This window comes from Streptomyces sp. NPDC031474, assembly GCF_055581185.1.
The window spans coordinates 121,548-143,972 of the sequence record NZ_JBVIJX010000021.1 but is presented as its reverse complement, the minus strand read 5'-3'; the positions used below and the strand labels follow the sequence as shown (position 1 = coordinate 143,972).

22 protein-coding genes and 1 tRNA gene are annotated in these 22,425 nt (G+C 68.8%); 12 read left to right on the top strand and 11 right to left on the bottom strand.

Features of this window, described 5'->3' with window-relative positions:
• The first annotated feature begins 123 nt into the window (after nucleotides 1–123).
• From ACZ5SK_RS37935 to ACZ5SK_RS37920, 4 genes are read left to right on the top strand one after another with little or no spacing between them, the layout of a single operon-like run.
• Nucleotides 124–1,317, top strand: a complete 1,194-nt coding sequence (locus tag ACZ5SK_RS37935) for an FxsB family cyclophane-forming radical SAM/SPASM peptide maturase (protein WP_361702185.1) — start codon at nucleotides 124–126, stop codon at nucleotides 1,315–1,317.
• Nucleotides 1,314–3,125, top strand: a complete 1,812-nt coding sequence (locus tag ACZ5SK_RS37930) for an HEXXH motif domain-containing protein (protein ID WP_334578939.1) — start codon at nucleotides 1,314–1,316, stop codon at nucleotides 3,123–3,125. Before ACZ5SK_RS37935 ends, ACZ5SK_RS37930 begins: the two co-directional genes overlap by 4 nt.
• Complete coding sequence (locus ACZ5SK_RS37925) at nucleotides 3,122–4,390, top strand: MFS transporter (RefSeq protein WP_334578938.1); 1,269 nt, start codon at nucleotides 3,122–3,124, stop codon at nucleotides 4,388–4,390. The genes ACZ5SK_RS37930 and ACZ5SK_RS37925 overlap by 4 nt, the downstream gene beginning before the upstream one ends.
• A 9-nt stretch (nucleotides 4,391–4,399) precedes the next feature.
• A complete protein-coding gene (locus ACZ5SK_RS37920; protein ID WP_334578937.1) occupies nucleotides 4,400–4,942 on the top strand; it encodes a DUF5753 domain-containing protein in 543 nt (180 codons plus the stop codon).
• Nucleotides 4,943–4,950: 8 nt separating this feature from the next.
• Here the strand turns inward: ACZ5SK_RS37920 and ACZ5SK_RS37915 are convergent, their stop codons facing one another.
• A complete protein-coding gene (locus tag ACZ5SK_RS37915) occupies nucleotides 4,951–5,127 on the bottom strand; it encodes a DUF397 domain-containing protein (RefSeq protein ID WP_334578936.1) in 177 nt (58 codons plus the stop codon).
• A gap of 9 nt (nucleotides 5,128–5,136) precedes the next feature.
• Entirely contained in the window at nucleotides 5,137–5,991 is an 855-nt protein-coding gene (locus ACZ5SK_RS37910; RefSeq protein WP_334578935.1) for a helix-turn-helix domain-containing protein, read from the bottom strand.
• Between the two features lie 222 nt (nucleotides 5,992–6,213).
• Here ACZ5SK_RS37910 and ACZ5SK_RS37905 point away from each other — a divergent pair, with 222 nt between their 5' ends.
• Nucleotides 6,214–6,669, top strand: a complete 456-nt coding sequence (locus ACZ5SK_RS37905) for an ATP-binding protein (RefSeq protein WP_334578934.1) — start codon at nucleotides 6,214–6,216, stop codon at nucleotides 6,667–6,669.
• Here the strand turns inward: ACZ5SK_RS37905 and ACZ5SK_RS37900 are convergent.
• Nucleotides 6,633–7,196 carry a hypothetical protein gene (locus tag ACZ5SK_RS37900; protein WP_334578933.1) on the bottom strand — a complete coding sequence of 188 codons (564 nt, stop codon included), beginning with the start codon at nucleotides 7,194–7,196 and terminating at the stop codon, nucleotides 6,633–6,635. The genes ACZ5SK_RS37905 and ACZ5SK_RS37900 overlap by 37 nt on opposite strands.
• A gap of 65 nt (nucleotides 7,197–7,261) precedes the next feature.
• Entirely contained in the window at nucleotides 7,262–7,615 is a 354-nt protein-coding gene (locus tag ACZ5SK_RS37895) for a winged helix-turn-helix transcriptional regulator (RefSeq protein WP_468577144.1), read from the bottom strand.
• 109 nt (nucleotides 7,616–7,724) lie between these two features.
• Between ACZ5SK_RS37895 and ACZ5SK_RS37890 the strand changes: the two genes are divergently transcribed.
• A complete protein-coding gene (locus ACZ5SK_RS37890) occupies nucleotides 7,725–8,660 on the top strand; it encodes an NAD(P)-dependent oxidoreductase (protein WP_334578931.1) in 936 nt (311 codons plus the stop codon).
• A 41-nt stretch (nucleotides 8,661–8,701) separates the two neighbouring features.
• A complete protein-coding gene (locus tag ACZ5SK_RS37885; RefSeq protein ID WP_334578930.1) occupies nucleotides 8,702–9,661 on the top strand; it encodes a bifunctional GNAT family N-acetyltransferase/NUDIX hydrolase in 960 nt (319 codons plus the stop codon).
• Nucleotides 9,662–9,693: 32 nt separating this feature from the next.
• Here ACZ5SK_RS37885 and ACZ5SK_RS37880 read toward each other — a convergent pair whose 3' ends face one another.
• Complete coding sequence (locus tag ACZ5SK_RS37880; protein ID WP_334578929.1) at nucleotides 9,694–11,136, bottom strand: M1 family metallopeptidase; 1,443 nt, start codon at nucleotides 11,134–11,136, stop codon at nucleotides 9,694–9,696.
• 99 nt (nucleotides 11,137–11,235) lie between these two features.
• Between ACZ5SK_RS37880 and ACZ5SK_RS37875 the strand changes: the two genes are divergently transcribed.
• Entirely contained in the window at nucleotides 11,236–11,736 is a 501-nt protein-coding gene (locus ACZ5SK_RS37875) for a hypothetical protein (protein WP_334581276.1), read from the top strand.
• A gap of 161 nt (nucleotides 11,737–11,897) precedes the next feature.
• Here the strand turns inward: ACZ5SK_RS37875 and ACZ5SK_RS37870 are convergent, their stop codons facing one another.
• A complete protein-coding gene (locus ACZ5SK_RS37870; RefSeq protein ID WP_334578928.1) occupies nucleotides 11,898–12,572 on the bottom strand; it encodes a pentapeptide repeat-containing protein in 675 nt (224 codons plus the stop codon).
• A gap of 148 nt (nucleotides 12,573–12,720) precedes the next feature.
• Here ACZ5SK_RS37870 and ACZ5SK_RS37865 point away from each other — a divergent pair, with 148 nt between their 5' ends.
• On the top strand, nucleotides 12,721–14,256 hold the full coding sequence (locus ACZ5SK_RS37865; RefSeq protein WP_468577142.1) for an MFS transporter: 1,536 nt from the start codon (nucleotides 12,721–12,723) through the stop codon (nucleotides 14,254–14,256).
• Nucleotides 14,257–14,315: 59 nt separating this feature from the next.
• Here the strand turns inward: ACZ5SK_RS37865 and ACZ5SK_RS37860 are convergent, their stop codons facing one another.
• From ACZ5SK_RS37860 to ACZ5SK_RS37850, 3 genes are all read right to left on the bottom strand, one after another.
• Entirely contained in the window at nucleotides 14,316–15,725 is a 1,410-nt protein-coding gene (locus ACZ5SK_RS37860; RefSeq protein ID WP_468577140.1) for an NAD(P)/FAD-dependent oxidoreductase, read from the bottom strand.
• Nucleotides 15,726–15,734: 9 nt separating this feature from the next.
• On the bottom strand, nucleotides 15,735–16,433 hold the full coding sequence (locus ACZ5SK_RS37855) for a rhomboid-like protein (RefSeq protein ID WP_361702174.1): 699 nt from the start codon (nucleotides 16,431–16,433) through the stop codon (nucleotides 15,735–15,737).
• A 146-nt stretch (nucleotides 16,434–16,579) separates the two neighbouring features.
• Nucleotides 16,580–16,652, bottom strand: a tRNA-Thr gene (locus ACZ5SK_RS37850).
• 219 nt (nucleotides 16,653–16,871) lie between these two features.
• Between ACZ5SK_RS37850 and ACZ5SK_RS37845 the strand changes: the two genes are divergently transcribed.
• The 3 genes from ACZ5SK_RS37845 (at nucleotide 16,872) to ACZ5SK_RS37835 (ending at nucleotide 19,472) form a co-directional block, all read left to right on the top strand.
• On the top strand, nucleotides 16,872–17,957 hold the full coding sequence (locus tag ACZ5SK_RS37845; RefSeq protein ID WP_334578924.1) for an ABC transporter ATP-binding protein: 1,086 nt from the start codon (nucleotides 16,872–16,874) through the stop codon (nucleotides 17,955–17,957).
• Between the two features lie 180 nt (nucleotides 17,958–18,137).
• Nucleotides 18,138–18,647, top strand: a complete 510-nt coding sequence (locus ACZ5SK_RS37840) for a hypothetical protein (protein WP_361702172.1) — start codon at nucleotides 18,138–18,140, stop codon at nucleotides 18,645–18,647.
• Nucleotides 18,648–18,740: 93 nt separating this feature from the next.
• Complete coding sequence (locus tag ACZ5SK_RS37835; protein ID WP_334578922.1) at nucleotides 18,741–19,472, top strand: nucleotidyltransferase family protein; 732 nt, start codon at nucleotides 18,741–18,743, stop codon at nucleotides 19,470–19,472.
• A gap of 135 nt (nucleotides 19,473–19,607) precedes the next feature.
• On the opposite strand, the gene ACZ5SK_RS37830 is transcribed toward ACZ5SK_RS37835, so the two are convergent.
• Together ACZ5SK_RS37830 and rlmB are read right to left on the bottom strand one after the other, a co-directional pair.
• Nucleotides 19,608–21,314, bottom strand: a complete 1,707-nt coding sequence (locus tag ACZ5SK_RS37830) for a DoxX family membrane protein (protein ID WP_468577137.1) — start codon at nucleotides 21,312–21,314, stop codon at nucleotides 19,608–19,610.
• Nucleotides 21,315–21,467: 153 nt separating this feature from the next.
• Complete coding sequence (gene rlmB, locus ACZ5SK_RS37825) at nucleotides 21,468–22,409, bottom strand: 23S rRNA (guanosine(2251)-2'-O)-methyltransferase RlmB (RefSeq protein ID WP_334578920.1); 942 nt, start codon at nucleotides 22,407–22,409, stop codon at nucleotides 21,468–21,470.
• Between the last annotated feature and the right edge of the window lie 16 nt (nucleotides 22,410–22,425).

The following is a 22,425-nucleotide window of genomic DNA, read 5'->3' as shown; positions in this document are numbered from 1 at the left end:
TGTGTGCCACCGCGCCTCGCCGCCAGCGGTGGGGTGCCGTGCTCGCATCCCCCATTAGGGATCATCACGAACAGTGAGGGCTACGCTGTGACATCACAACCGGCCGCCTACAGCTCGTGGCCCATGGAACAGCTCGACGTTCAAGCGCTGCAGGAGCGCGGGTGGACGCCGAACCCGTTCGACGAATTCGTCGTCAAATTGCACAGTCGATGCAACCTTGCGTGTGACTACTGCTATGTGTATGAGATGGCTGATCAGTCCTGGATGGGGCAGCCGAAGGTAATGCAGCGCAGCACAATGCGAGCCACATGCGCGCGCATCGGAGAGCATTCGCGGCGCTTTCGACTTCCAGCGGTGAGCGTGGTGCTGCATGGTGGCGAGCCGCTGTTGGCAGGCCAGCGAGAGATTGAATTCTTTCTGTCCGAGCTTACCAGAGCGATGCCTTCCAAAACGGAGCTCGTCCTCGGTATCCAAACAAATGGGGTACTGCTCGACGAGAACTACTTGCAGACGTTCGACCGCTGGGGCGTGAAGGTAGGCGTCAGTCTGGACGGCGGTCAGACAGCCAACGACCGGCACCGCAAGTTCCGCGATGGGCGAGGGAGTTACACCCAGGTCGCCGAAGGCATCGCTAGGCTGACCCAAAAGCCCTACCGCCACTTGTTCTCGGGTCTACTTTGCACTATCGACGTTAACAATGATCCGGTGGCGACGTATGAGGAATTGATCCGTTTCGATCCCCCGGCCATAGATTTCCTGCTCCCGCACGGCAACTGGACGCAGCCGCCGCCGCAGCTCAAACCTGGGCGGAATCTGACTCCCTATGGCGACTGGCTCTGCATGATCTTCGACCGCTGGATCGGTGGGGACCGTCGGGAGGTCGGAGTTCGCTTCTTCGACCAGATCATTGACCTGCTGTTGGGTACCGAGGTGAACTCGGAGGCGATTGGCCTGGCCCCAGTACGGCTGGCAGTGGTGGAAACCGACGGCAGTCTCGAGCAGGTCGACTCTCTGAAGTCTGCCTTCGATGGCGCGGCCGACCTGGGGTTGAAGGGGCCAGAGCACTCCCTTGAGGAGGCGTTGTGGCACCCTGCCGTGGTTGCCCGCCAGATCGGGGTCGAAGCATTGAGCCCCACCTGTCGTCAGTGCCCCATTCGGCAAGTATGTGGCGGTGGGCATTTCACCCACCGTTACCGAGAGGGAAGCGGATTCCTTAACCCATCAGTGTACTGCCTGGACCTTAAGAGGATTATCGGGCACATAGCGCAGCGCTTGCGGGATGACATCACTCGGTTGACTCAGAGAGAGAAGAGATGACGATGCAATCTATCGCCGACCTGAAAATCCTTGCCGAAGAGCTTGCGCATGGTACCGGCACAGTGGATACCGTGGGTGTCTTATGGCAAGGGCAGATCAGGAAGCGTCTCATTCTGCTGCACAGCGTTCTCGATGAAGCTCTCGCGCACCCCGATGACTTTGAGCGGGCGGGGCTGGCATCAGCCTGGGAGTTTCTGTCAACCGCCCAACAGGCGCACCCGGAGATCGTCAACAGGCTCTTGCTGTACCCCGCCACCGGAGCTTGGGCCGCTCATTGCGTGCGACAACTGCGTGCCGAATCCCCCGTAGAGGGGCCGTTGTGGCCCGACTTGGCTTATTTGGGGTGGCTCGCCGTCGCAGTAGCGTACAAGATCCAGGAATCCGTCCTGCCTATGCCCGTGATAGTCCGGCGGGGACAGATCATGCTGCCTTCCTTGGGCCTGCTGCGATGGCCAGAGCCCAACGTTACATGTGCCGGTGTAGCTCGACTGCATGACGGCGCTTTAAAGATCACTGCAGGTGGGCGTACCGCCTCTATCCCGCTGAACTCTCAAGCGGATGCTTTTCCTCAGGGGGCCTGGAGGCCGCTGCCCGTTCTCAGGTCCGATCACGGGATGCCGTTCGAGGTGGTATTGGACGCATTTGATCCCTTTCGGGACGGGCAGCCAGCCACCGATGCCGTCACCCTCACCAACGACGATATCCGTCACTGGCAGACCTGCTTCGATAAAGGGTGGGGACTGTTGCTGCGGGACCATAGTGCCTATGCGGGGCCCATCCGGGCTGGTGTGCAATGCCTGGTCCCTATCTCGGCCAGCCCGATACCCGCAGGAGCCAGCTACACCTCTAAAGAAAGCTTCGGCGCGATCTTCATGACCGCGCCATACGGTCCACGTGCTCTTGCGCTCTCCTTGATACACGAGTTTCAGCACACCAAACTGAACGCCTTGACTGACTTCGTGGAATTGACCACTTCCTCGCCTCGCTGCCACCTCTATGCGCCATGGCGAGATGACCCTCGGCCGGCTAGCGGTCTCTTGCAGGGAGTCTACGCCCACCTTGCCATCACTGACTTCTGGCGCGTCGCCCGGCACAGCACCTCGGACGGCTCCCCGCTTGCCGCGGTGGAATTCGCACTGTGGCGCGAACAGGTCGCTCACGGAATGGCGGAACTGCGTTCCAACGCCGTCTTGACGGCAGACGGCGAGAAATTCGTAGCTGTCTTGGAACGGGCACTCGCCCCATGGCTGGAGGAGCCCGTTCCAGCACAGGCTCAGCGTACTGCTCGAGACAGGGCAGCCAGTCACCGCGTGGCCTGGTGCGTACGCAACCTCACCTGCCAGTCTGGAGATCTGCAGCGTCTTCTGAAGCTTTGGTCACAACAACAGCCGCCCGGATCACCGCTGCCCCCGAGCAGTTTGAAGCACGTGAGCAGCCCTAGCGATTTCAGCAGTCGAGTGCCTCACCCCGGCTATATCGATGCGAGCCCCAACAGCTGCGCAGGGTCTGTTGGCACTGCCGGAGGCGACGATGTCCTCTCCCGGGCGCAACACGCCTATGGGCAAGGGGACTTTCTGTATGCTGCCACGCTGTACGCTACGGCGCTCACCACAACCCCGGACGAGTCGCGGGTATGGGAAGGGTATGCGATGGTCCTCCAGCGCCAGTACCCCCATCAGAGGCTATCGGTCCTCCTCGAACGAGCCGAACTCGTTGCAGGGCTGTACGAGCTGACCCAAAAGTCCAACCGTCCAGCAAAGGACCCGCTGGAGCTGGCGGACTGGCTGAACAGGCGGGATGGCCGATGAAAGCCGTGTCCGTATGGAGAAACCGTGACTTCATGCTGCTGTGGCTGGGCAACGGCGCCTCGTTGCTGGGCACCAACAGCGCCCGCATCGCATACCCGTTGTTGACCTTGGCCGTGACTGGCTCGCCGGTGGCGGCGGGATGGGTCACCTTCGCTGGAGCACTGCCCAACATCTTGGTGCAGTTGCCCGCCGGGCTGAACGCCGACACCCGCAACCGGCGCCGCACCATGGCTATATGCCAGGCTGGCGGACTTGCCACAGCAGCCGTGCTCGTAACCCTAGGCATGCTTGATGTGAGTTGGTTCCTGCCAGCAGTGATCACCCTGGTCTTCATCGAAGGCTGCTTCTTCGTCTTCTTCCAGCTGGCCGAGATGGCCGCCATCCGGGACGTTGTCCAAGAAGACCAGCGCCCTACGGCCCTGTCCCTGTATGAAGCACAGAGCCACGCCACCGTTCTGTTCGCCCGCGCCGTCGGCGTCATCCTCTACGGCGCCATGCGCTGGCTGCCGTTCCTTGGCAACCTCGTGTCCTATGCCGTCGCCACATTGACCCTAAGCATGGTCGACGGCCGCCGCATGAACCCGGTCAGCGATCCTGACACCGAGGACAGCATGCCGTCCCGGGGACTACGCCAAGGCGTCACATGGCTCTGGCACGAGCCCTTCCTACGCATCACGAACTTCCTGTTCGGCGCCACCAACGTGCTCTGGCAGTGCATCATCCTGCTCTTCATCGTTTCCGCTACGCAGGACGATCAGCCAGCCTGGGTCCTCGGCCTGCTGCTGTCCAGCTCCGGCATCGGCGGCCTCGTCGGCGCAACCGTGGCGTCACACGTCACCAGCTCGTTTTCAGCCCGCCGCGTCTTTGTCTTCTCGCTGTGGGGCTGGGCCCTGTGTGCCACAGCTGTCGCAGCCACGCACCACCCCGCTGTCCAGGGAATCGCCTGGTTCGGCGTCGGCAGCATAGGTGCACTTAGCGGTGTCGCGGTAGGTCTGTACCGGGTCAACGCCACACCGCCCCAACTCCTAGGGCAGGTCACCGGAGCTAGCGGCATTCTCCCCAACGGCGCCATCCCGTTGGGCGGGCTCCTGGCCGGCTATCTGCTCGCCGCATTCGGCAGCACCACCACCGCTTGGGCACTGGCCGGCGTGATGCTTGCACTTGCCGTCACAGGAACTGCTCTGCTGGTATCAATGAGCCTCTCCAGCACAAGATCCCCCAAGGAAGAGCCATGGGAAGGTAGCCAGTCAACGCTACTCGGGTGACCTCAGCGCGTGGGCTTCCTGGAACTGGTTCGTGGAACGCAGGACTCGCGCCACTACTGCGCCGACATCATCTGGGGCAACCTGCAGACCGAGTCCTACGCCCGGGCTGTCTTCCGAAGGGTCGTGGACTTCCACGGCATCCCCGACGACGTCGAAGCCGGAGTCGCCCGGCGAGCGGCACGCGCGCAGTTCATCGGGCAGGGTGGCCGCACCTATCACGTGCTGCTCGGCGAACAGGCCCTGCGTACGAATCTGGCTGGTGCCGAGATCATGCGCGGCCAGTTGGCACACCTGCTCGACGCGCTCAACCTGTCAGGCCTGAAACTGGGGATCATCCCGACGCGCGCAGAACTCTCCCTGTACCCCGGGCACTCCTTCTCCATCTTCGACGGACGCCGCGTCCACATCGAGACCTTCTCGGCAGGGCTCGACATCACCGACGAACGCGAAATCGCCGTTTACGAAAAGGCGTTCGCCTTGTTGGAGCGGTCGGCGGTCTACGGCAAGGCGGCTCGGGACTTGATCGAGGCCGAGTTGAGCGGCCTGGCCTGAGGGTTGGCCTACGGCGCGGCCTGGACCTGGCGTATCAGGGCCAGCAGGCCGGACGGGGACACCGCGAGGACCGCAGTGGGGGTGTCGCTCTCGCGGAGAAACACGTGGGGTTCGGCCCGGGTCACTTCTATACAGTTCTCACCCTCTACGCCGGAGAAGGTCGACTTCTGCCACTGCACTGACATTGCAGATCCTTAGAGTTCGCGCGCGATGCCATGGATGAACTGCCGGGATTCGGACTCCCCCAGCGACAGCCTCTCGGCATTGTCGAGCAGTTGCCTGTACCTCTTGACTTCGGCTGCTGCCCCGAGGAAGACGCCGCCCGTCGGGCTGTCCAACTGCACTGTGTCGAGTTGTGGTACGACGCCGCCGGCGTACAGCGGCTGGTTCGTGGCCTCAATGAACTCCTCGCAGGTGAAGGGCAGGACGCGGAGTGACACAGCAGGCTGCTCCGAGGCCTCCAACAAGTACTCCAACTGTCCCTTGGTGACGTCGCGTCCGCCGAAGCGCATACGCAGGGCCGCTTCGTGAACCACCGCCTGGAACGGAGGAGGTGATTCTCGCTCCAGGACGCCTCGACGTCTCATCCGGAACTCGACTCGGGTGTCGACCTCGCCATCGGGAAGCGTCGGGGTGTAACTGCGATGGATCGCACGGATGTAGTTCTCGGTCTGGAGAATCCCCGGCACGTTCACCAGTTGGACGCTCCGCAAGTACCTTGCGTGATACTCAAGTTCCGCCATGTTCAGGAAGCCCGGCGGAAGCATTCCTCGATAGGCATCCCACCAGCCGTCCCCTCGGGACTCACGGGCGATGCCACACAGCGCCTCGATCAGATCCTGGTCGTCACACGCATAGAAGACAGCCAGTCTCCGAATTCGCCCCTCACTGACGCCGATGCGCCCCGACTCCATGTGGCTGATCTTCGCCTGGTCGGTGGAAAGCAGGCCGGCCGCCTCACGAGCGGTCCTGCCCGCGAGTTCGCGCAGTTTCCGCAACTCCGCACCAAGGCGGGCCTGACGGGCTGTGGGGATGTCTCTGGGCGGCATGGTCCCGATCCTCTCAGCGTCCGAGTCGGCCTGGTCGCGAGCGGCTCACTCCACTCACAAGAGTGAACCATCAGTGGCAACCTTGCTACGTAGCAATAATGCCCCCTACCTTCATGGCAACGCGGCAAGCCAGTGAACCCGCAGTGCAGTCACCTCACGGTGCCCGAGCCACGGTGGCCCCCGCCCGCGCAACCCTCTTGAATCGGACCGGAGTTGAAACCCATGAACGCCAGACCAGCACACCCCCCGCAGATCTACCGCCTCCGCGCCCCCAACTCCCCCACCAGCCCCAAGATCTGCCGAGACACGGTCACTCTCCTGCTCCGGGTCAACGGTCACCACCCCGAACTCGTCGAAACGGCCGGCTTGCTGGTCTCCGAGTTGGTGACGAACGTCAGCGTGCACACCGGCTCGCTCGCCGTCCGCCTAGAAGCGGTTGTGCGCCAGGACCGGGTGCGCGTATCCGTGTACGACGACGAGCCGGACGCGCCCCCGGACCCCTCCACTCCCGCCTGCAGCAGCGAGAACGGGCGCGGGTTACTCCTCGTCGAGGCGATGGCGCAGGCCTGGGGGCTCGGGTTGGCGCATCCCTCGGATCCGTCCGGCCGGGGCGGGAAGCATGTCTGGTTCGAGCTGCGCCATCAGTCGGCCGAGTCGGCCGCATCCAGAGCGTGCTGATCAACGGCGTGTTCCCTCAGGAATGCCCCCGCGTAGGCCGCCGCCTCTTCCTTCGTCGCGTACGTGGTGTCGCGGGCGGGCGTGCCGTGTGTGCCGTCGGCGGCCTCGCCCGTCCAGCTCCAGGCGCCGGACGACGGGTCCTGCGTCAGTTCGGCCGTTCCACCGAAGAGTTCCAGTACGGCGCTCGTGTGCGCCGCGATGGTTGCCGGGCGGCTGACGGCGTCGGGCCATTTCTTGCGGGCGCCCTGGCGGGTGATGCCCCAGACGGCGCCCAGTTGCTCGTAGCTCGCGCCGTACGACCCGGCGGTTCCCGCCGCGATCGCCGTCAGGCGTTTGACCTCCGCGTCCAGCACCTTCCATGCGGCGACGACGGACAACGCCACCTCCACCGGGTCCGCGGCCCACATGCGGTCCTCCGGCAGCCCTGACGTGCGGGAGCGCAGGGCCGATGCGAGCGGGTTCAGGGCGTCGTAGAGGGCCTTGTCGAGCTCTGACTGTTCTTCGGGGGTGATCTCCAGTGCAGTCATGCGACAACTTTAGTTACCCGAGATGGGGGTTGGAAACAATAGTTTCCGCCCGCCGGTTCCTCTGGTCAGCCCTGCGGCCGTTGAGCGACCTGCCGCTCGCGCCCCCAGGCGGCCAGCGGTTCGAGTGCGGTGTTGAGGGCGATGCCGTTCTCCGTCAGGGAGTACTCGACTCGCGGCGGCACCTCGTCGTAGGACGTGCGGTGGACGATGCCGTCGGCCTCCATCTCGCGCAGATGGGAGGCGAGCACCTTCTCGGTGATGCCCGGGAGCAGTCGGCGCAGTGCGCCGAAGCGGCGGTGGGGCTGCTCGTGGAGCGCCCAGAGGATCAGCACCTTCCACTTGCCGCCGATCATCTCCATCGCGGTGTCGATCCCGCAGACGTGTCCGTCCGGTGCACCCGGCCGGTTCAGCGTCGCCATGACCCCACCCACCTCACCCTTGTCCGACCTGCTCGCTTGCCCCGAGGTAACCGCCTACCAGGAAGTGCGTACTTGATCACCTCCGGCCCTCCGGCCCAGCCTAATCGGCATGACACGCAACCCAGTTGAGAAGAATTCAGTCGTTGAGAAGGCCCCCGTCGCCGAGAAGACCGCGGTCACGCTGCTGGGCCTCGGGGCGATGGGCACCGCGCTGGCCCGTACCTGGCTCGCCGCGGGCCACCCGCTCACCGTGTGGAACCGCACTCCTGCCCGCGCCGCCGCGCTCGCCCCTGAGGGCGCGCGGGTCGCGAAGGACATCGCTGATGCGGTCGCGGCGAGCACCCTGGTCATCGTCTGCCTGCTGGACGACGCCTCGGTCGACGAGGCTCTGGCCGGCGCCGATCTGGCCGGAAAGGACGTGGTCAACCTCACCACGAGCACCCCCGTCCAGGCCCGTGCCCGCGCGGAGTGGGCCCGCGCGTGCGGCGCCCGCTACCTGGACGGCGGGATCATGGCCGTCCCGCCCATGATCGGTGTCCCCGAGGCCGGCGGTTACGTCTTCTACAGCGGCTCCCGGGACATGTTCGAGCAGTACCGGCAGACGCTGGGCGTCCCGGCCCGCACCACCTACGTCGGCGAGAACGCGGGCTTCGCAGCACTGCACGACGTGGCTCTGCTCAGCGCCATGTACGGGATGTTCGCCGGTGTCGCGCACGCCTTCGCCCTGATACGCAAGGAGGACATCGACCCCGCGTCGCTCGCCCCGCTGCTCGCCGACTGGCTCGTCGCGATGGCCCCGAGCGTCCATCAGACCGCCGAGCAGTTGCGCAGCGGCGACTACACCACCGGCGTGGCGTCGAATCTCGCCATGCAGGTCGCCGGTACGCCGACGTTCGTGAGCACGGCCGAGCAGCAGGGCGTCAGTCCCGAACTGCTCAGCCCCTTCTTCGCCCTGATGCGCCGCCGTCTGGCAGAGGGCAGCGGTGAGAACGGCAAGGAGGGCGAGGAGGGCCTGACCGGCCTGATCGACCTGTTGGTGCACTGACCGACCGGCAGGATCCGCGGACAGGCCCTACCCTGCGGCCCATGCGCCTCGACCCGCTCCCCCTCACCCCCGACCACGACATCCCCGCCCCCCTCCTCACCGAACTCACCGCCCTCTACGCCTCCCAGCACGAGTTCCAGGCCCTCAGCGGCGACTTCCCGGATCCGGACGACATCCGTCCGGAGCAGGTGGCGGCGGCGCTCGCGGAGGAGTTGGCGAATCCGGACATCGAGGTGCTGCTCGCACGGAGCCAGGGGCGACTGGTCGGGGTGGTGATCACGCTGGCCCGGCATCCCGACCCCGCCGATCCCGACCCCTGGATCGGGTTGCTGATCGTCGATGCCGGCGTGCAGGGGCAGGGGGTCGGGCGGCGGATCGTCGAACGGGTCGAGGAGCGGTTCCGGGCGGAGGGCCGCAGCGCTGTGCGGCTTGCCGTGCTCGACGTCAATCCCAAGGGGCTCGCCTTCTGGACCGCCCTCGGATACGAGGTCATCGGGCATCGCGCCGATCTCCAACTCGGGCGGCCCTGCGCCGTGTTGCGCAAGCCGCTCAGCAAGGACCGTCGTGCCGGACGCGTCGCCGTCGTCGACCCCGGCGGGGCCGTTCTGCTCTTCCGGTACTACAACGTCGAGGACGGCTTCCACTGGGCGCTGCCCGGGGGCGGGTTGGATGAAGGGGAGTCGCCGCGCGAGGGCGCCCTGCGTGAGCTGCGCGAGGAGACCGGGTGGACGGATCTGGAGCCCGGGCCCCTGCTGTGCACCTGGGCGCACGAGTTCACCCGCGTCGGCATCCTCGTCCGGCAGCACGATCACATCTTCGTCACCGCCGGGCCGCGCCGCGAACCCACCGGCTCCGACCTCGCGGCCGCCCACGCCACGGACGGCATCCTCGGCTGGCGCTGGTGGAGCCGGGAAGAGCTGCGCACGGCCGCCGAGCCCGTGTGGCCGCCCGATCTCGGGCCGCTGCTGGAGCAGTGGGAGACGGGTGACCTCCGGGCGTGACCCGGGCCTTTCCTCTCCCCCTTCGCCCTCCCTCACGGGCGGGCCGGCTTGCCCTCTCCGTACAGCCAGTCCGACCAGATCTCGTCGAAGTCCGTATCCGGCGCCGCCTTCTCGACGTACGCCGTGAACGCAGCCGTGTCCGCGTTGCCGTGACGGTGGGCGGCGGCCCAGCCCTGGACGATGTCGTAGAAGAGGTCGTCGTCGTCGACGGCCTGGCGGATGCGGTGGATCACCATCGCGCCGCGCTGGTAGACGCCGGCCTCGTCGGAGATGTCGGCGGCGCTCGTGGGCTTGGCGGGCGGGAAGGCCCACAGGGTCTCGTACTCGTCCTCGCCGTGGTCGTACAGCTTCGTGAACGTCTCCTCCGCCGTGGCGCCGCCGTCGTCCTCCGTCCACAGCCACTCGGCGTAGGTCGCGAACCCCTCGTTGAGCCACATGTCCTGCCAGCTCTTCGGGGTTACGGAGTCGCCGAACCACTGGTGGGCGGTCTCGTGGACGAGCAACTCGATGGCGGGGGCACCGGGGAAGACGGGGCGGTTCTGGGTCTCCAGGGCGTAGTCGGCGTCCTCGGGGCGGTCGACGATCGCGCCGGTGGAGGAGAAGGGGTACGGGCCGAAGCTGTCCCGCGCCCACTTCATGACCTCGGGGAGCCGGGCGAGCACCTTGCGGCTCGCGGCCGTCTGCGTCGGGTCGACCGCGACGTACACCGGCAGGCCGTCCTCCTCCGGCGAGGAGCCGGGGACGGTGGAGCGGGTGACGGTGTAGCGGCCGATCGCAAGGGTCGCCACGTAGCTCGCCATCGGCTCCGCGGTGTGCCAGGCGAAGGTCCGGCGGCCGTCCGCCGTCGTCCGCTCGCTCCTCAGCTCGCCGTTGGAGACGGCCGTCAGGTCCTTCGGAACGGTCACCGTGACGTCGTACGACGCCTTGTCGGCGGGGTGGTGGTTGCCGGGGAACCAGGCCATGGAGCCCGTCGGTTCGCCGAGGGCGAGGGCACCGTCCGCGGTGCGCAGCCAGCCCTCCTTCGAACCGTCCGGGTCGGTGATCGTGCGCGGGCTGCCGGAGTAGCGGACCTGGACCTGGAAGGTCTCGCCCTGGGCGAGGGCGTCGGGCGGGCGGACGGTCAGCTCCTCGCCGTCCCGCTCGTACTCGGCCGTGCCGCCCTCGACGGTCACCTTCTCGACCTCCATGCCCACCAGGTCCAGGTCGAAGGCGGCGAGGTCCTCCGTCGCGCGGGCCGTGATGGCGGCGGTGCCGGTGAGGCGGTTGCCGTCGGGGGTGTAGGCGAGGGTGAGGCCGTAGTGGGAAACGTCGTAGCCGCTGTTGCCCGCCTTCGGGAAGTACGGGTCGCTCAGGCCCGGCGCGCCGGACGGGCCCTCCGTGTCCGCGTCGTCGTCGCACGCGGTCAAGGCGAAGGTCAGGGTCAGGGCCACGGCCAGTAACGCAGCGGTCGGTACAAGGCGTACGGATCGGGACATGTCAGCGATCTTATGGGGACGGCCGGGCCGGGCGCGGGGAATGTCGGGCCGGGCACCGGAGCCGTCGGGTGGGTGCGGGGGCGTGACACCATCGCCTACGTGCTCGACATCGGCTACGCCCTCTCCAACCGTTTCCCGGACCCGCCGCAGACGGATTACCGCCGCGCGGACGTCCACGCCCTGCGCCACGACCTGTTCTGCGGCGACGTCTACCTCGCCGACACCAAGGCGGACCGCGAGGTGTCCACAGCCTGGGGATGGGTGCCGGTGCTGGACTTCGCGTGGGCGCTGTGCGACATCGTCGAGCGGATCGACCAGGACCCGGCCGGTTCCCGCGCCTCCCGCCCCCAGTACGCCGAACTGGACTTCACCGAGTCCACCGATCGCATGCTGTTCGAGCGCCGCTTCGGCTGGGTGGACATCGAAGCCGACTGGATGCCTGCGGAGGAGCCCCCGCTCACCTTCTCCCACGCCGAACTCCGCCGCGAGGCACGCGACTTCCTGCACGACCTCCTCGCCGACCTGATCGACCTGCACGAGGACCTGGGCGAGAACCCGGCGATCTGGACACTGCAGGCCCGGTTCCCCCGCCTGAAGTAGGCCCAGGCTCAGCCCAGCGCGACCCGACCCAGCCCGGCGCGACCCGACCCGACGCACCCCGGCCCAGCCCAGCCCGGCACGACCCAGCCCAGCCCGGCCCAGCCCAGCCCGGCGCACCCCGACCCGACCCGAGCACTCTCCCCGGCCCTTGAGCGGCCCCCTCAGCCCTCCACCCTGATCCCCAGCTCGCCCGCCAGCACCGGTGCCAGGTCCAGCAGTTGGGACGGGCTGATCACCGCACCCGACAGGCGGTCCACGCCGCTCGCGATGCCCAGCTCCACCGCTCCACGCAGGTCCACGTCCGTCAGGGTCGCCGCGGTGAAGTCGGCGGACTTCAGGGCGCAGTCGACGAACTCGACGCGCTCCAGGCGGGCGCCTCCGAAGTCCGGCTCGACCAGGACGCAGGCCTCGAAGACGACGTCCCGCAGCCGCGCCTGGCGCAGGTTCAGGTAGTCGATCTTGCCGCCGCGGATCACGACCCGTTCCAGGACGGCGCCGTACAACTGGGTGCCGCCCAGGCGGGCGTCGACCAGCTCGACGTCGCGCAGGGTCGCCTCCGCCAGATCCGTGCCGACGCCCCGGATGCCGGTGAGGACGGAGTCGAGGAAGCGGGTGTGGCGCAGTCGGGTCTCGTCCAGCGCGCAGCCTCTCAGGGCGCAGTCCATGAAGCGGGCGCCCCCGCCGTCCTGCCCGACGAGGTCCAGCTCGCGCAGCTCCACGCCGTCGTAATCGCCGTCGGGCTCCAGTTCCCCGCCCCCGTACGGCTCCAGCGCCGGCAGCCGCACCTCCGGACGCCGCGCACCCTTCACAGCCCTGTTCCCACTCGTCCTCGCCATTCCCCCATGCTGCACCCCACCACTGACAGTCCCCCCGGCCGGCCGCCGCACACCGCGCCCTGGAGTCACGCGGAACCACCGGGAAGGTGGTGCTGATGCCGTGACCACGGGGGATGCATTACGCCACGATTCGTGGTCTTCTGGGCTGATGAGTGGCACCCATACAGGTGAACCCTCGACGGAACCGGACCCGGAACCGGAGCCGCAGCCGGAGCCGCAGCAGCCGGACCCCCATCGCTGGTGGGGTCTGGTGATCATCGCGCTCGCCCAGCTGATGGTCGTCCTGGACGTGACGATCGTGAACATCGCGCTCCCCTCCGCCCAGCGCGACCTGGACATGTCCGACGGCACCCGCCAATGGGTCATCACCGCCTACACCCTCGCCTTCGGCGGCCTGCTGCTGCTCGGCGGCCGCATCGCCGACCTGGTGGGCCGCAAACGCACCTTCGTCATCGGGCTGATCGGCTTCGCCGCCGCCTCGGCGCTCGGCGGCGCGGCCGTCAGCCCCGGGATGCTGTTCGGCGCCCGCGCCCTCCAGGGGGCCTTCGCCGCCGTACTCGCCCCGTCGGCGCTGTCGCTGCTGACGACGACGTTCACCGACCCCAAGGAACGCGGCAAGGCGTTCGGCATCTACGGCGCCCTGGCCGGCAGCGGCTCGGCGATCGGGTTCATCGTCGGCGGGCTGCTCACCGAGTACCTGAACTGGCGCTGGTGCCTGTACGTCAACGTGCCCATCGCGATCGTCGCCGTGTTCGGCGCGTCCGCCCTGCTGCACAGCCGTCCCGGCCACCCGGGCGCCCGCCTCGACGTGCCCGGTGTGCTGCTGGGCTGCGGCGGCCTCGTCGCGATCGTCTACGGCTTCAGCGAGGCCGAGCCACGCGGCTGGAGCGACCCGTTCGTCCTGTCCCTGTTCGCGGTCGGAGTGGTCCTGCTCACGGCCTTCGTGTGGTGGCAGACCAGGGCGCCCAGCCCCCTTCTCCCCCTGCACATCGTCAAGGACCGCAACCGCGCGGGCTGCTTCCTGACCATGGGGCTGGCCGTCATCGGCATGTTCGGCCTGTTCCTGTTCATGACCTACTACCTACAGGTCATCCTCAGTTACTCCCCCGTGAGGACCGGCCTCGCCTTCCTCCCCCTCACCCTCGCGATCATCATCGGCTCCACCCAGATCTCCGCCCGGCTGATGAACCGCGTGCCGCCGCGCATGCTGATGGTCCCCGGCATGCTCCTCGCCTCGGGCGGCATGGTGATCCTCACCCGGATGACGGTGGCCTCGTCCTACGCCACCGAGATCCTGCCCGCGCTGCTCCTGATGGGCCTCGGCATGGGCCTGACGTTCATGCCGGTCTTCTCCACGGCCACCGCCGGGGTCGCCCCGCACGACGCCGGCGTCACCTCCGCCACCGTCAACACCGCCCAGCAGGTCGGCGGCTCCATCGGCACGGCCCTGCTCAACACGATCGCCACCACCAGCAGCACCGCCTACATCGCCGCCCATCTGACCGGCCCCGCGCGCAGGGCGCAGGTCGCGGCGGTGGGCACCGTGCACGGCTACACGGTCGCCATCTGGTGGGCCGCCGGCATCATGCTCCTGGCCGGCCTGGTCGCGGGCCTGATGGTGACGGCCAAGCCCCCGAAACAGGACGCCCCGGCCCGCGAGGCCGTACCGGAGTCGGTGAACTGAACACGCGCGTGCCAGTGAACGCACCCCTCAGTGAACGCGCGCCTCAGTGAACACGCTCTTCAGTGGCGGCCCGCCACCCGGTCCGCGAGTCGGGCCAGCCGTGACGACCCGGTCGCGTGCCGCTCCGTCTCGCGGCGGTCAGCCGCCCGGTACGTGGCGTACATGCCCTGTACGCCCAGCCAGCGCAGCGGCTCCGGTTCCCATCTGCGGACCTTGTGGCCGACCCAGGGAAGGCCGGTCAGCTCGGTGGGGCCCGCGTCCCCCGAGTCGAGCCGCACCAGATCCCCCAGGGTGCGCGCCGCCAGGTTCGCCGTGGCCACGCCCGAGCCGACGTAACCGCCCGCCCAGCCGAGGCCCGACGCCCGGTCCAAGGTCACCGTCGCGCACCAGTCGCGCGGTACGCCCAGCACCCCCGACCAGGCATGTTCGATGCGCACCCCGGCCAGCGCCGGGAAGCAGGCGACGAGGATCTCGCGCAGCGCCCGGACCGTCTCGAGCTGGGTCCGCCCGTCGTTGTCGGTGCGCGAGCCGAAGCGGTACGGCACCCCGCGCCCGCCGAGCGCGATACGGCCGTCGGCCGTGCGCTGGGCGTACAGGTAGGCGTGCGCCATGTCACCCAGCGCCTCGCGCCCATGCCAGCCGACCGCCTCCCACTGCTCCGGCGTGAGCGGCTCGGTGGCGATCATCGAGGAGTTCATGGGCAGCCAGGTCCGTTTCTCGCCCTTCAACGCGGCCGTGAACCCCTCCGTGCACCGCAGCACGTACCGCGCCCGCACGGTGCCGTACGGCGTCACGGCCCGCCCGGCGGCGATCTCCGTCACCGGCGTCGACTCGTGGATCGTCACCCCGAGCGCCTCGACGGCCGCCGCCAGCCCCTTCACCAGTTTCACCGGGTGCACGCGCGCGCCGTGCGGGGTCCAACTCGACCCCACGGCCCCCGCCACCCGCACCCGCTCGGCGGTCTCCCGGGCGCCGTACAGCTCGCGGTCCCGCTCCCCGTACGACAGCTCGTGCGCGTGGAAGTCCTTCAGGCGGGCCAGCTGCGCGGGCGTCCGGGCCACCTCCAGCACCCCGCCCTGATGGACGTCGGCGTCGATGCCCTCCTCCGCCACCGCCCGGACGACCTCGTCCACGGTGTCGTTCATCGCCCGCTGCAGCCGTACGGCCGCCTCGTGCCCGTGCAGGGCGGCGTACCGGTCGCGGCCCGCGATGCCGTTGTACAGCCAGCCGCCGTTGCGCCCCGAGGCGCCGTAGCCGCAGAACCGCTGCTCCAGGACGGTGACGTCGAGGAGCGGCGCCGCCTTCTTGAGGTAGTACGCCGTCCACAGCCCGGTGTACCCGCCGCCGACGATCACGACGTCGGCGGACCCGTCACCGGCGAGCGGCTCCCGCACCGCGGGAAGGCCGTCGTCCGCGAACCAGAAGGAGATGCCGCCATTGACCACGCCACGCACCGCACCGCTGCTCATGGCCGGACGCTAACCCGGCGGCACAGCCGCTGTCTCCTTCGGATTCCGTAGCTTTCCGCGCCCTCTGGCCAGCGGATAACACGCGAGGCCGATGAGCGCGGAGACGAAGTGCCCGAAGTCGGTGAAGGTCGGCCCGGCGGTTATCGGGACGGTGTAGACGACGAGGACGACCGCGAGATACCCGTACCGCCACGGCGCGGGGATCCGGTAGAAGAGCACCGCCACCGCCCCCGCCAGCGCGTAACTCACGCCGACGTCCAGGGTGTTGACCGACGACTGCGGGGCGAGCCCGTCCCGGATCGCCTCCGCAAGCGCGACCTGGCTGATCAGCGTCGCCAGCACATGCGCGGCCGCGCACACCGCCAGCCAGCGCGCGGTCCCCAGCCACCGTTCCACCTGGGCGTGGAAGGCGGAGTACAGCACCACGTACGGCAGCCAGTGGCCGCCGTCGATCCACATCGCGCTGGCGACCAGCACCCGCACCGGATGCCGGGACAGCTCATGGATGTTCGTGGACCGCTGACGCAGGAAGTCCTGTTCGAACTCCGGTGACATGTGGTGCAGGGCGACCGTGGTGAAGAACAGGATGGTCAGCCACACATACGTGCCGGGCGCGCTGCGGACATACGCCCACACCGCCCGACGGACGCCGGAAACCCCGCTGAGCCGTTTCACGCAGGCCAGTATCGTCCGGGAGGTTATCGACATTCCGGACGCACTGGCGACAGAACAGGTAAAGATCAACGGGGCCGCACTCCGGCGACACAGTCATAGACGTCGTTCCAGGTGGTCCCCAAAGCACAGGGGCCCCCTCGCTCCTTGAGCGGGAGGACCCCTGATCCGATGCTTTCCAGAGCCCCCTGTCGGATTCGAACCGACGACCTTCGCTTTACAAGAGCGGTGCTCTACCAGCTGAGCTAAGGAGGCAGGCGCGCGCATGATTCACGCGCGTGCCCGTGCAGTGTACCCAGCCCGCCGGGGCCCCCTGTCGAAAATTTCCGCGAAGTTCACATGCCTCCAGGTGCTGACAGATCCGGCGAACGCGAGGTAGCGTCCTGAGCCAGTTCACTCGTGTGGACTACACCACCACCTTCCTACAACGGATCGTCCGGCACGTTCCTGCCGGTAGAAGGGGGCCTTCGAGCCATGGCCACTGTCACTTTCGACAAGGCGACCCGGGTGTACCCGGGCTCCACCAAGCCCGCCGTCGACGGACTCGACATCGAGATCGCGGACGGCGAGTTCCTCGTCCTGGTCGGTCCGTCCGGCTGCGGCAAGTCCACCTCGCTCCGGATGCTCGCCGGGCTTGAGGACGTCAACGGCGGAGCGATCCGCATCGGTGACCGCGACGTCACGCACCTGCCGCCGAAGGACCGGGACATCGCCATGGTGTTCCAGAACTACGCGCTCTACCCGCACATGACGGTCGCCGACAACATGGGCTTCGCGCTCAAGATCGCCGGCGTCAACAAGGCGGAGATCCGGCAGAAGGTCGAGGAGGCCGCGAAGATCCTCGACCTCACCGAGTACCTGGACCGCAAGCCGAAGGCCCTGTCCGGCGGTCAGCGTCAGCGTGTCGCGATGGGCCGTGCCATCGTGCGTGAGCCGCAGGTGTTCCTCATGGACGAGCCGCTGTCCAACCTGGACGCCAAGCTCCGCGTGTCGACGCGTACGCAGATCGCCTCGCTGCAGCGCCGTCTCGGCATCACCACCGTGTACGTCACGCACGACCAGGTCGAGGCCCTGACGATGGGTGACCGTGTGGCGGTCCTCAAGGACGGTCTGCTCCAGCAGGTCGACACCCCGCGCAACATGTACGACAAGCCCGCGAACCTGTTCGTGGCCGGCTTCATCGGCTCCCCGGCGATGAACCTCGTCGAGGTGCCGATCGCGGACGGCGGTGTGAAGTTCGGCCAGTCCGTGGTGCCGGTGCAGCGTGACGCGCTCGCCGCCGCGACCGACAAGACGGTCACCGTGGGCGTCCGCCCCGAGCACTTCGACGTGGCCACCGAGGAGGAGAAGGGCCTCGCGGTCGTCGTGAACGTGGTCGAGGAGCTCGGCTCCGACGCCTTCGTCTACGGCACCGCGCAGGTCGGCAGCGAGACGAAGGACCTCGTGGTCCGTGTCGGCGGCCGTGACGTCCCGGAGAAGGGCAGCACGCTGCACGTCGTCCCGCGCGCGGGCGAGACCCACGTGTTCTCGACGTCGACGGGCGAGCGCCTCTCCGACTGACCGAAGATTAAACCCGGGTGATTCACCCAGGTTGACGAAAAGGGCTCCGCGGCCTGCTGCGGGGCCCTTTTCCGTGTCCGTGAAATCCCCGGCACAGCGGACATTTCGCCTGACGCCCGTCAACCCCTTACCCAAAAAGGAGCACGGCTTCATCCCCCGTATGGGTGACGCAATGTCGCCATGTCATTACTGCACGCTACCCTCTCACGCGTGAAGCACTCCGCGAACCACTCCACCACCCAGCGCACGCGCGGCGGCCGGGGCGGCCCAGCCCGCCGGATCGGCCGCTCGCTCGCCCTCGTCCTGCCCGTCGTCATGGTGCTCTCCGGGACCCTCGCGGTCACCCGGGTCAACTGGTCGGGGGACCCCTCGGATTCGGTGCTGACCGCCTCCGACGTCTCCGACGCGCACCAGTCCTCGCAGGCCTCGCAGCGCACCGCCAAGGCCCCGCAGGACATCCTGCGCGACCAGTTGCTGACCGAGCTCCAGGAGAAGGACCCGGGCGTCGCCCTGACCCACCTCCAGGCGGCCGTGAACGGCAAGCCGTCGCTGGCGAGCCACTGTGCCTCCATCGCCCGCGCCCTGGGGCGCGCCGCGGTCCGTGTGTACGGGCCCTCGCGCGCCCAGTCGTACGCCCGCCCGGTGTGCGACACGGCCTTCGCGTCGGGCGTCCTGGCGGCGCACAGCTGAGGCTCCGGGGTCCCGAGGCCCCCGCCGGGCGTGCGGCTCCCTCGCAGCGGGGGAGCCGCACGTCCGGTCACGAGCGGCACGTACAGTGCGGGCATGACCGATCCGCACGCCGTGTCCCGCCCCACGCAAGCCGTCATCCTGGCCGGTGGCCAGGGGTCCCGGCTGCGTCCTTACACCGACGACCGTCCCAAGCCGATGGTCGAGATCCCCGGCACGGGGACGCCGATCATCGGCCATCAGCTCGGCTGGCTGGCCGAGGAGGGCGTGACGGACGTCGTCGTCTCCTGCGGCCATCTCGCCGAGGTCCTTCAGGACTGGCTGAAGTCGGCCGAGCTGCCCGTCAAGGTCACCACCGTCGTGGAGACCGAGCCCCTGGGCCGCGGCGGCGGTCTGAAGTACGCGGCCGCCCATCTCCCCCACCCCGACCGGCCCTGGTACGCCACGAACGGCGACATCTGGACCCGTTTCTCGCTGCGTGAGATGGCCGACTTCCACACCGAGCGCGACGCCGTGGCGACGCTCGCGCTCGCGCGTCCGCGCATTCCGTGGGGAGCGGTGCAGACGGACGGGTTCGGTCACATCACCGACTTCATCGAGGCGCCGCCCACGACGTACGAGATCAACGCGGGCGTGTACGTCTTCTCACCGGAGTTCGCGGATCTGCTGCCCGCGCGTGGGGATCATGAGCGGACGACGTTCCCGCATCTCGCCCGCGAGCGGAGGCTGGCCGGGTTTCCGATCCCGCAGGGCGCGTACTGGCGGGCCATCGACACGGCGAAGGATCTGACGGAGGCGGCGAAGGAACTGGCGGCGGCTCGCCGCTGAGGGTCGCTCCGCTGGCAGGGAACACGGCCCCGCGCCCCTGAAAACGCTGGTGTCCCGACCCCTGAAAACGCTGGTGTCCCGTTCGCTTCGAAGCGAACGGGACACCTTTGTCGTTTACGGCCTATGGCGTTGCCGTCAGCCCAGCAACCCGCCCACCAGGCCCGGCTGGCCCGAGGAGGACGAGCGGCCGCTGCCGCTGCCGTTGCCGTCGGAGCCGCCGTCGGAGCCGCCGGAGCTGCTGGACGAGCCGCCCGATGAGGGGCCGGAGCTGGTGGAGGGGGCCTGTTCCACCGGGGTGGACCGCTCGGGCGGGGCCTGGCCCGCGGTGCCCTGGGTCTGGCTGGGGGCGCCGACGCCGGCCGTGCCGGAGTCCTGGCCCTCAGGGGGCTCGCTCTCGGCACCGGCCGTGGGGGCCGCCGAGGTGGCGCCCTGGGTGGGCGAGATCGACGCGGAGGGCTGCCGGGAGGCCTTGTGCGTGCCGGACTTCTCCGGGAGCGGCGAGCCGGGCAGTTCGTTGCGCGGGGGCTCGCCGGGGCCGGGGACGATCACCCGGTCGGCGTCGCGGACGGCGCCGCCGAGGAGCGAGCCGATCAGCAGGGTCAGTCCGACGGCGATCGCGGTGACCAGGGCGCCGCGACGCAGGACGTAGCGGCGCAGTTCCCACAGGTCGGAGCGGGGGCCGAGGCGACGCCAGGCGCCGGCTGCGAGACGGCCGTCGACGGAGTAGACGGGGGCGCCGGCGATGATCAGCGGCGACCAGGCGGCGAGGTAGATGATGTCGGGGGTGTCGTAGACCGGGACGGTCTTCCAGCTGACGGTGACGATGAGCGCGGCGGAGAGTGCCGCGCCGACGACCGCGGCCACCCGCTGCCAGCAGCCCAGGACGGTGAGGACGCCCACGACGACCTGGAGGAAGGCGATGACGAGGCCGGAGCCGATGGGATGGTGCAGCGCGAACTGGCGCAGGGGCTCGGCGACTTCCCAGGGGTGCAGGGTGTTGAGCCACTTGACCATGGAGCCGCGCTTGCCGCCGTCGAAGTAGACGGGGTCGCACAGTTTGCCCATGCCGCCGTAGATGGAGATGAAGCCGAGGAAGACACGGAGCGGGAGAAGCACCACTCCCAGGTTCATGCGGCGGCCGGGGTAGTAGGCGTGCCGGGCGGGGTCGTCGCCCAGCCGTCGGCTGCGCGGGCCCCGGTCCTGGTGCGGGCCCTGGACGAGGTCCTGGTCCGGGCCGGCGTCGGCGTCGCGGTCGCCGAAGTCGTCGAACCGGGCGTCGTCGTAGGCGGGTTCGTCGTAGGCGCTGCCGACGGTGCGCATGTTCGGCAGGAGGCGGTGCTCGCCGGCGGCGGGGGGACGCTGGGCGCCGACGATGGGGGTTTCCATGGTCTGTGCGGCGAGGCCGCCGTCGTAGCCTCTGCCGCCCATGTCGACGCGGGGGATGACCTGGGTGGCTCCGGCGTCTGCCGTGGGCGGTTCGCCGTGGCCGACGCTGCCTGCCCGCACGGCCTGCAGCAGTCGGTGGGCGCCGGTGTCGTCGGGGGCGGTCTGGCCGCTCCAGACGACCGCCCGCCGACGGCCACCGGAAGCGGCGCCCGCTCTGCCGGCCGCCCCGACGACGGGGATGCGCGCGGTGTCATCGATGGCGCTCACGTGCCGGGCGATCCGCGGGGATTGGTTACGCCGCGCCGACGCGCCCAGCTGCACGCGGAAGCTCGCGTGGCTGACGATGATCTGCGCCGGATCGCTCGGCACCTTCACCATGCTCAGCGCGGGAGCGTCGTCGAATCCCGACGAGCGGTCCCCCGTGGGAGTGCGGGGTGTTCTGGTGTCCACACTCATCTAACCGAGTGACGTGTGTTTAGGACACTGCTTTGACCCGCCGGATCTGTCCGGACTCCGTCAAGGTTGCACTACTCGCCGGGATTAACCCGTTCGAGTGAACCCCCGGACGCGCATCCCCACCGACGGCCCCGCCACCGGGCCGAGCCGCCGTCAGGCCCGGCGCCGGGCCGCCTCGTACAGCACGATGCCCGCCGCCACGCCGGCGTTCAGCGACTCCGCGCCGCCCGGCATCGGGATGCGTACCCGGTAGTCGCAGGTTTCGCCGACCAGCCTGGACAGGCCCTTGCCCTCGCTGCCGACGACGATGACCAGGGGGCCGTCCAGGGCGGCCAGTTCGCCGACCTCGTGCTCGCCGTCGGCCGCCAGACCGACCACGACGATGCCGGCCTTCTTGTAGGCCTCCAGGGCGCGGGTGAGGTTGGTGGCGCGGGCGACCGGGGTGCGGGCGGCCGTGCCGGCGGACGTCTTCCAGGCGCCGGCGGTCATACCGGCCGCACGGCGCTCGGGGACGACGACGCCGTGGCCGCCGAAGGCGGAGACGGAGCGGACGACGGCGCCCAGGTTGCGCGGGTCGGTCACCCCGTCGAGGGCGACGATCAGCGGGTCCTCGCCGTCGTCGTAGGCGGCCGCGGCCAGGTCCTCGGGGTGCGCGTACTCGTACGGCGGGACCTGGAGGACCAGGCCCTGGTGGTTGAGGCCGTTGGTCATGCGGTCCAGCTCGGGGCGCGGCGCCTCCATGAGGTTGATGCCGCCGCGCTCGGCCGCGAGCTGGAGCGCCTCGCGCACCCGCTCGTCGTTGTCGATGAACTGCTGGACGTAGAGCGTGCTCGCGGGCACGCCGCCGCGCAGCGCCTCGACGACCGGGTTGCGGCCGACGACCATCTCGGACGTCCCCTTGCCGCCCCGGCCGCGCTGCACGGGCCGGCGCACGGCCTGCTTGGCCTTGGCGCCGGCGACGCGGTTCTTCTTGTGTCCCTTGCGCATCTCGGCGGGCGGGGTCGGGCCCTTGCCCTCCAGGCCTCGGCGCCGCTGGCCGCCACTGCCGACCTGCGCGCCCTTCTTGCCGGACATGCGGCGGTTGTTGGCTGCCATGAGTTACTCGTCTCCG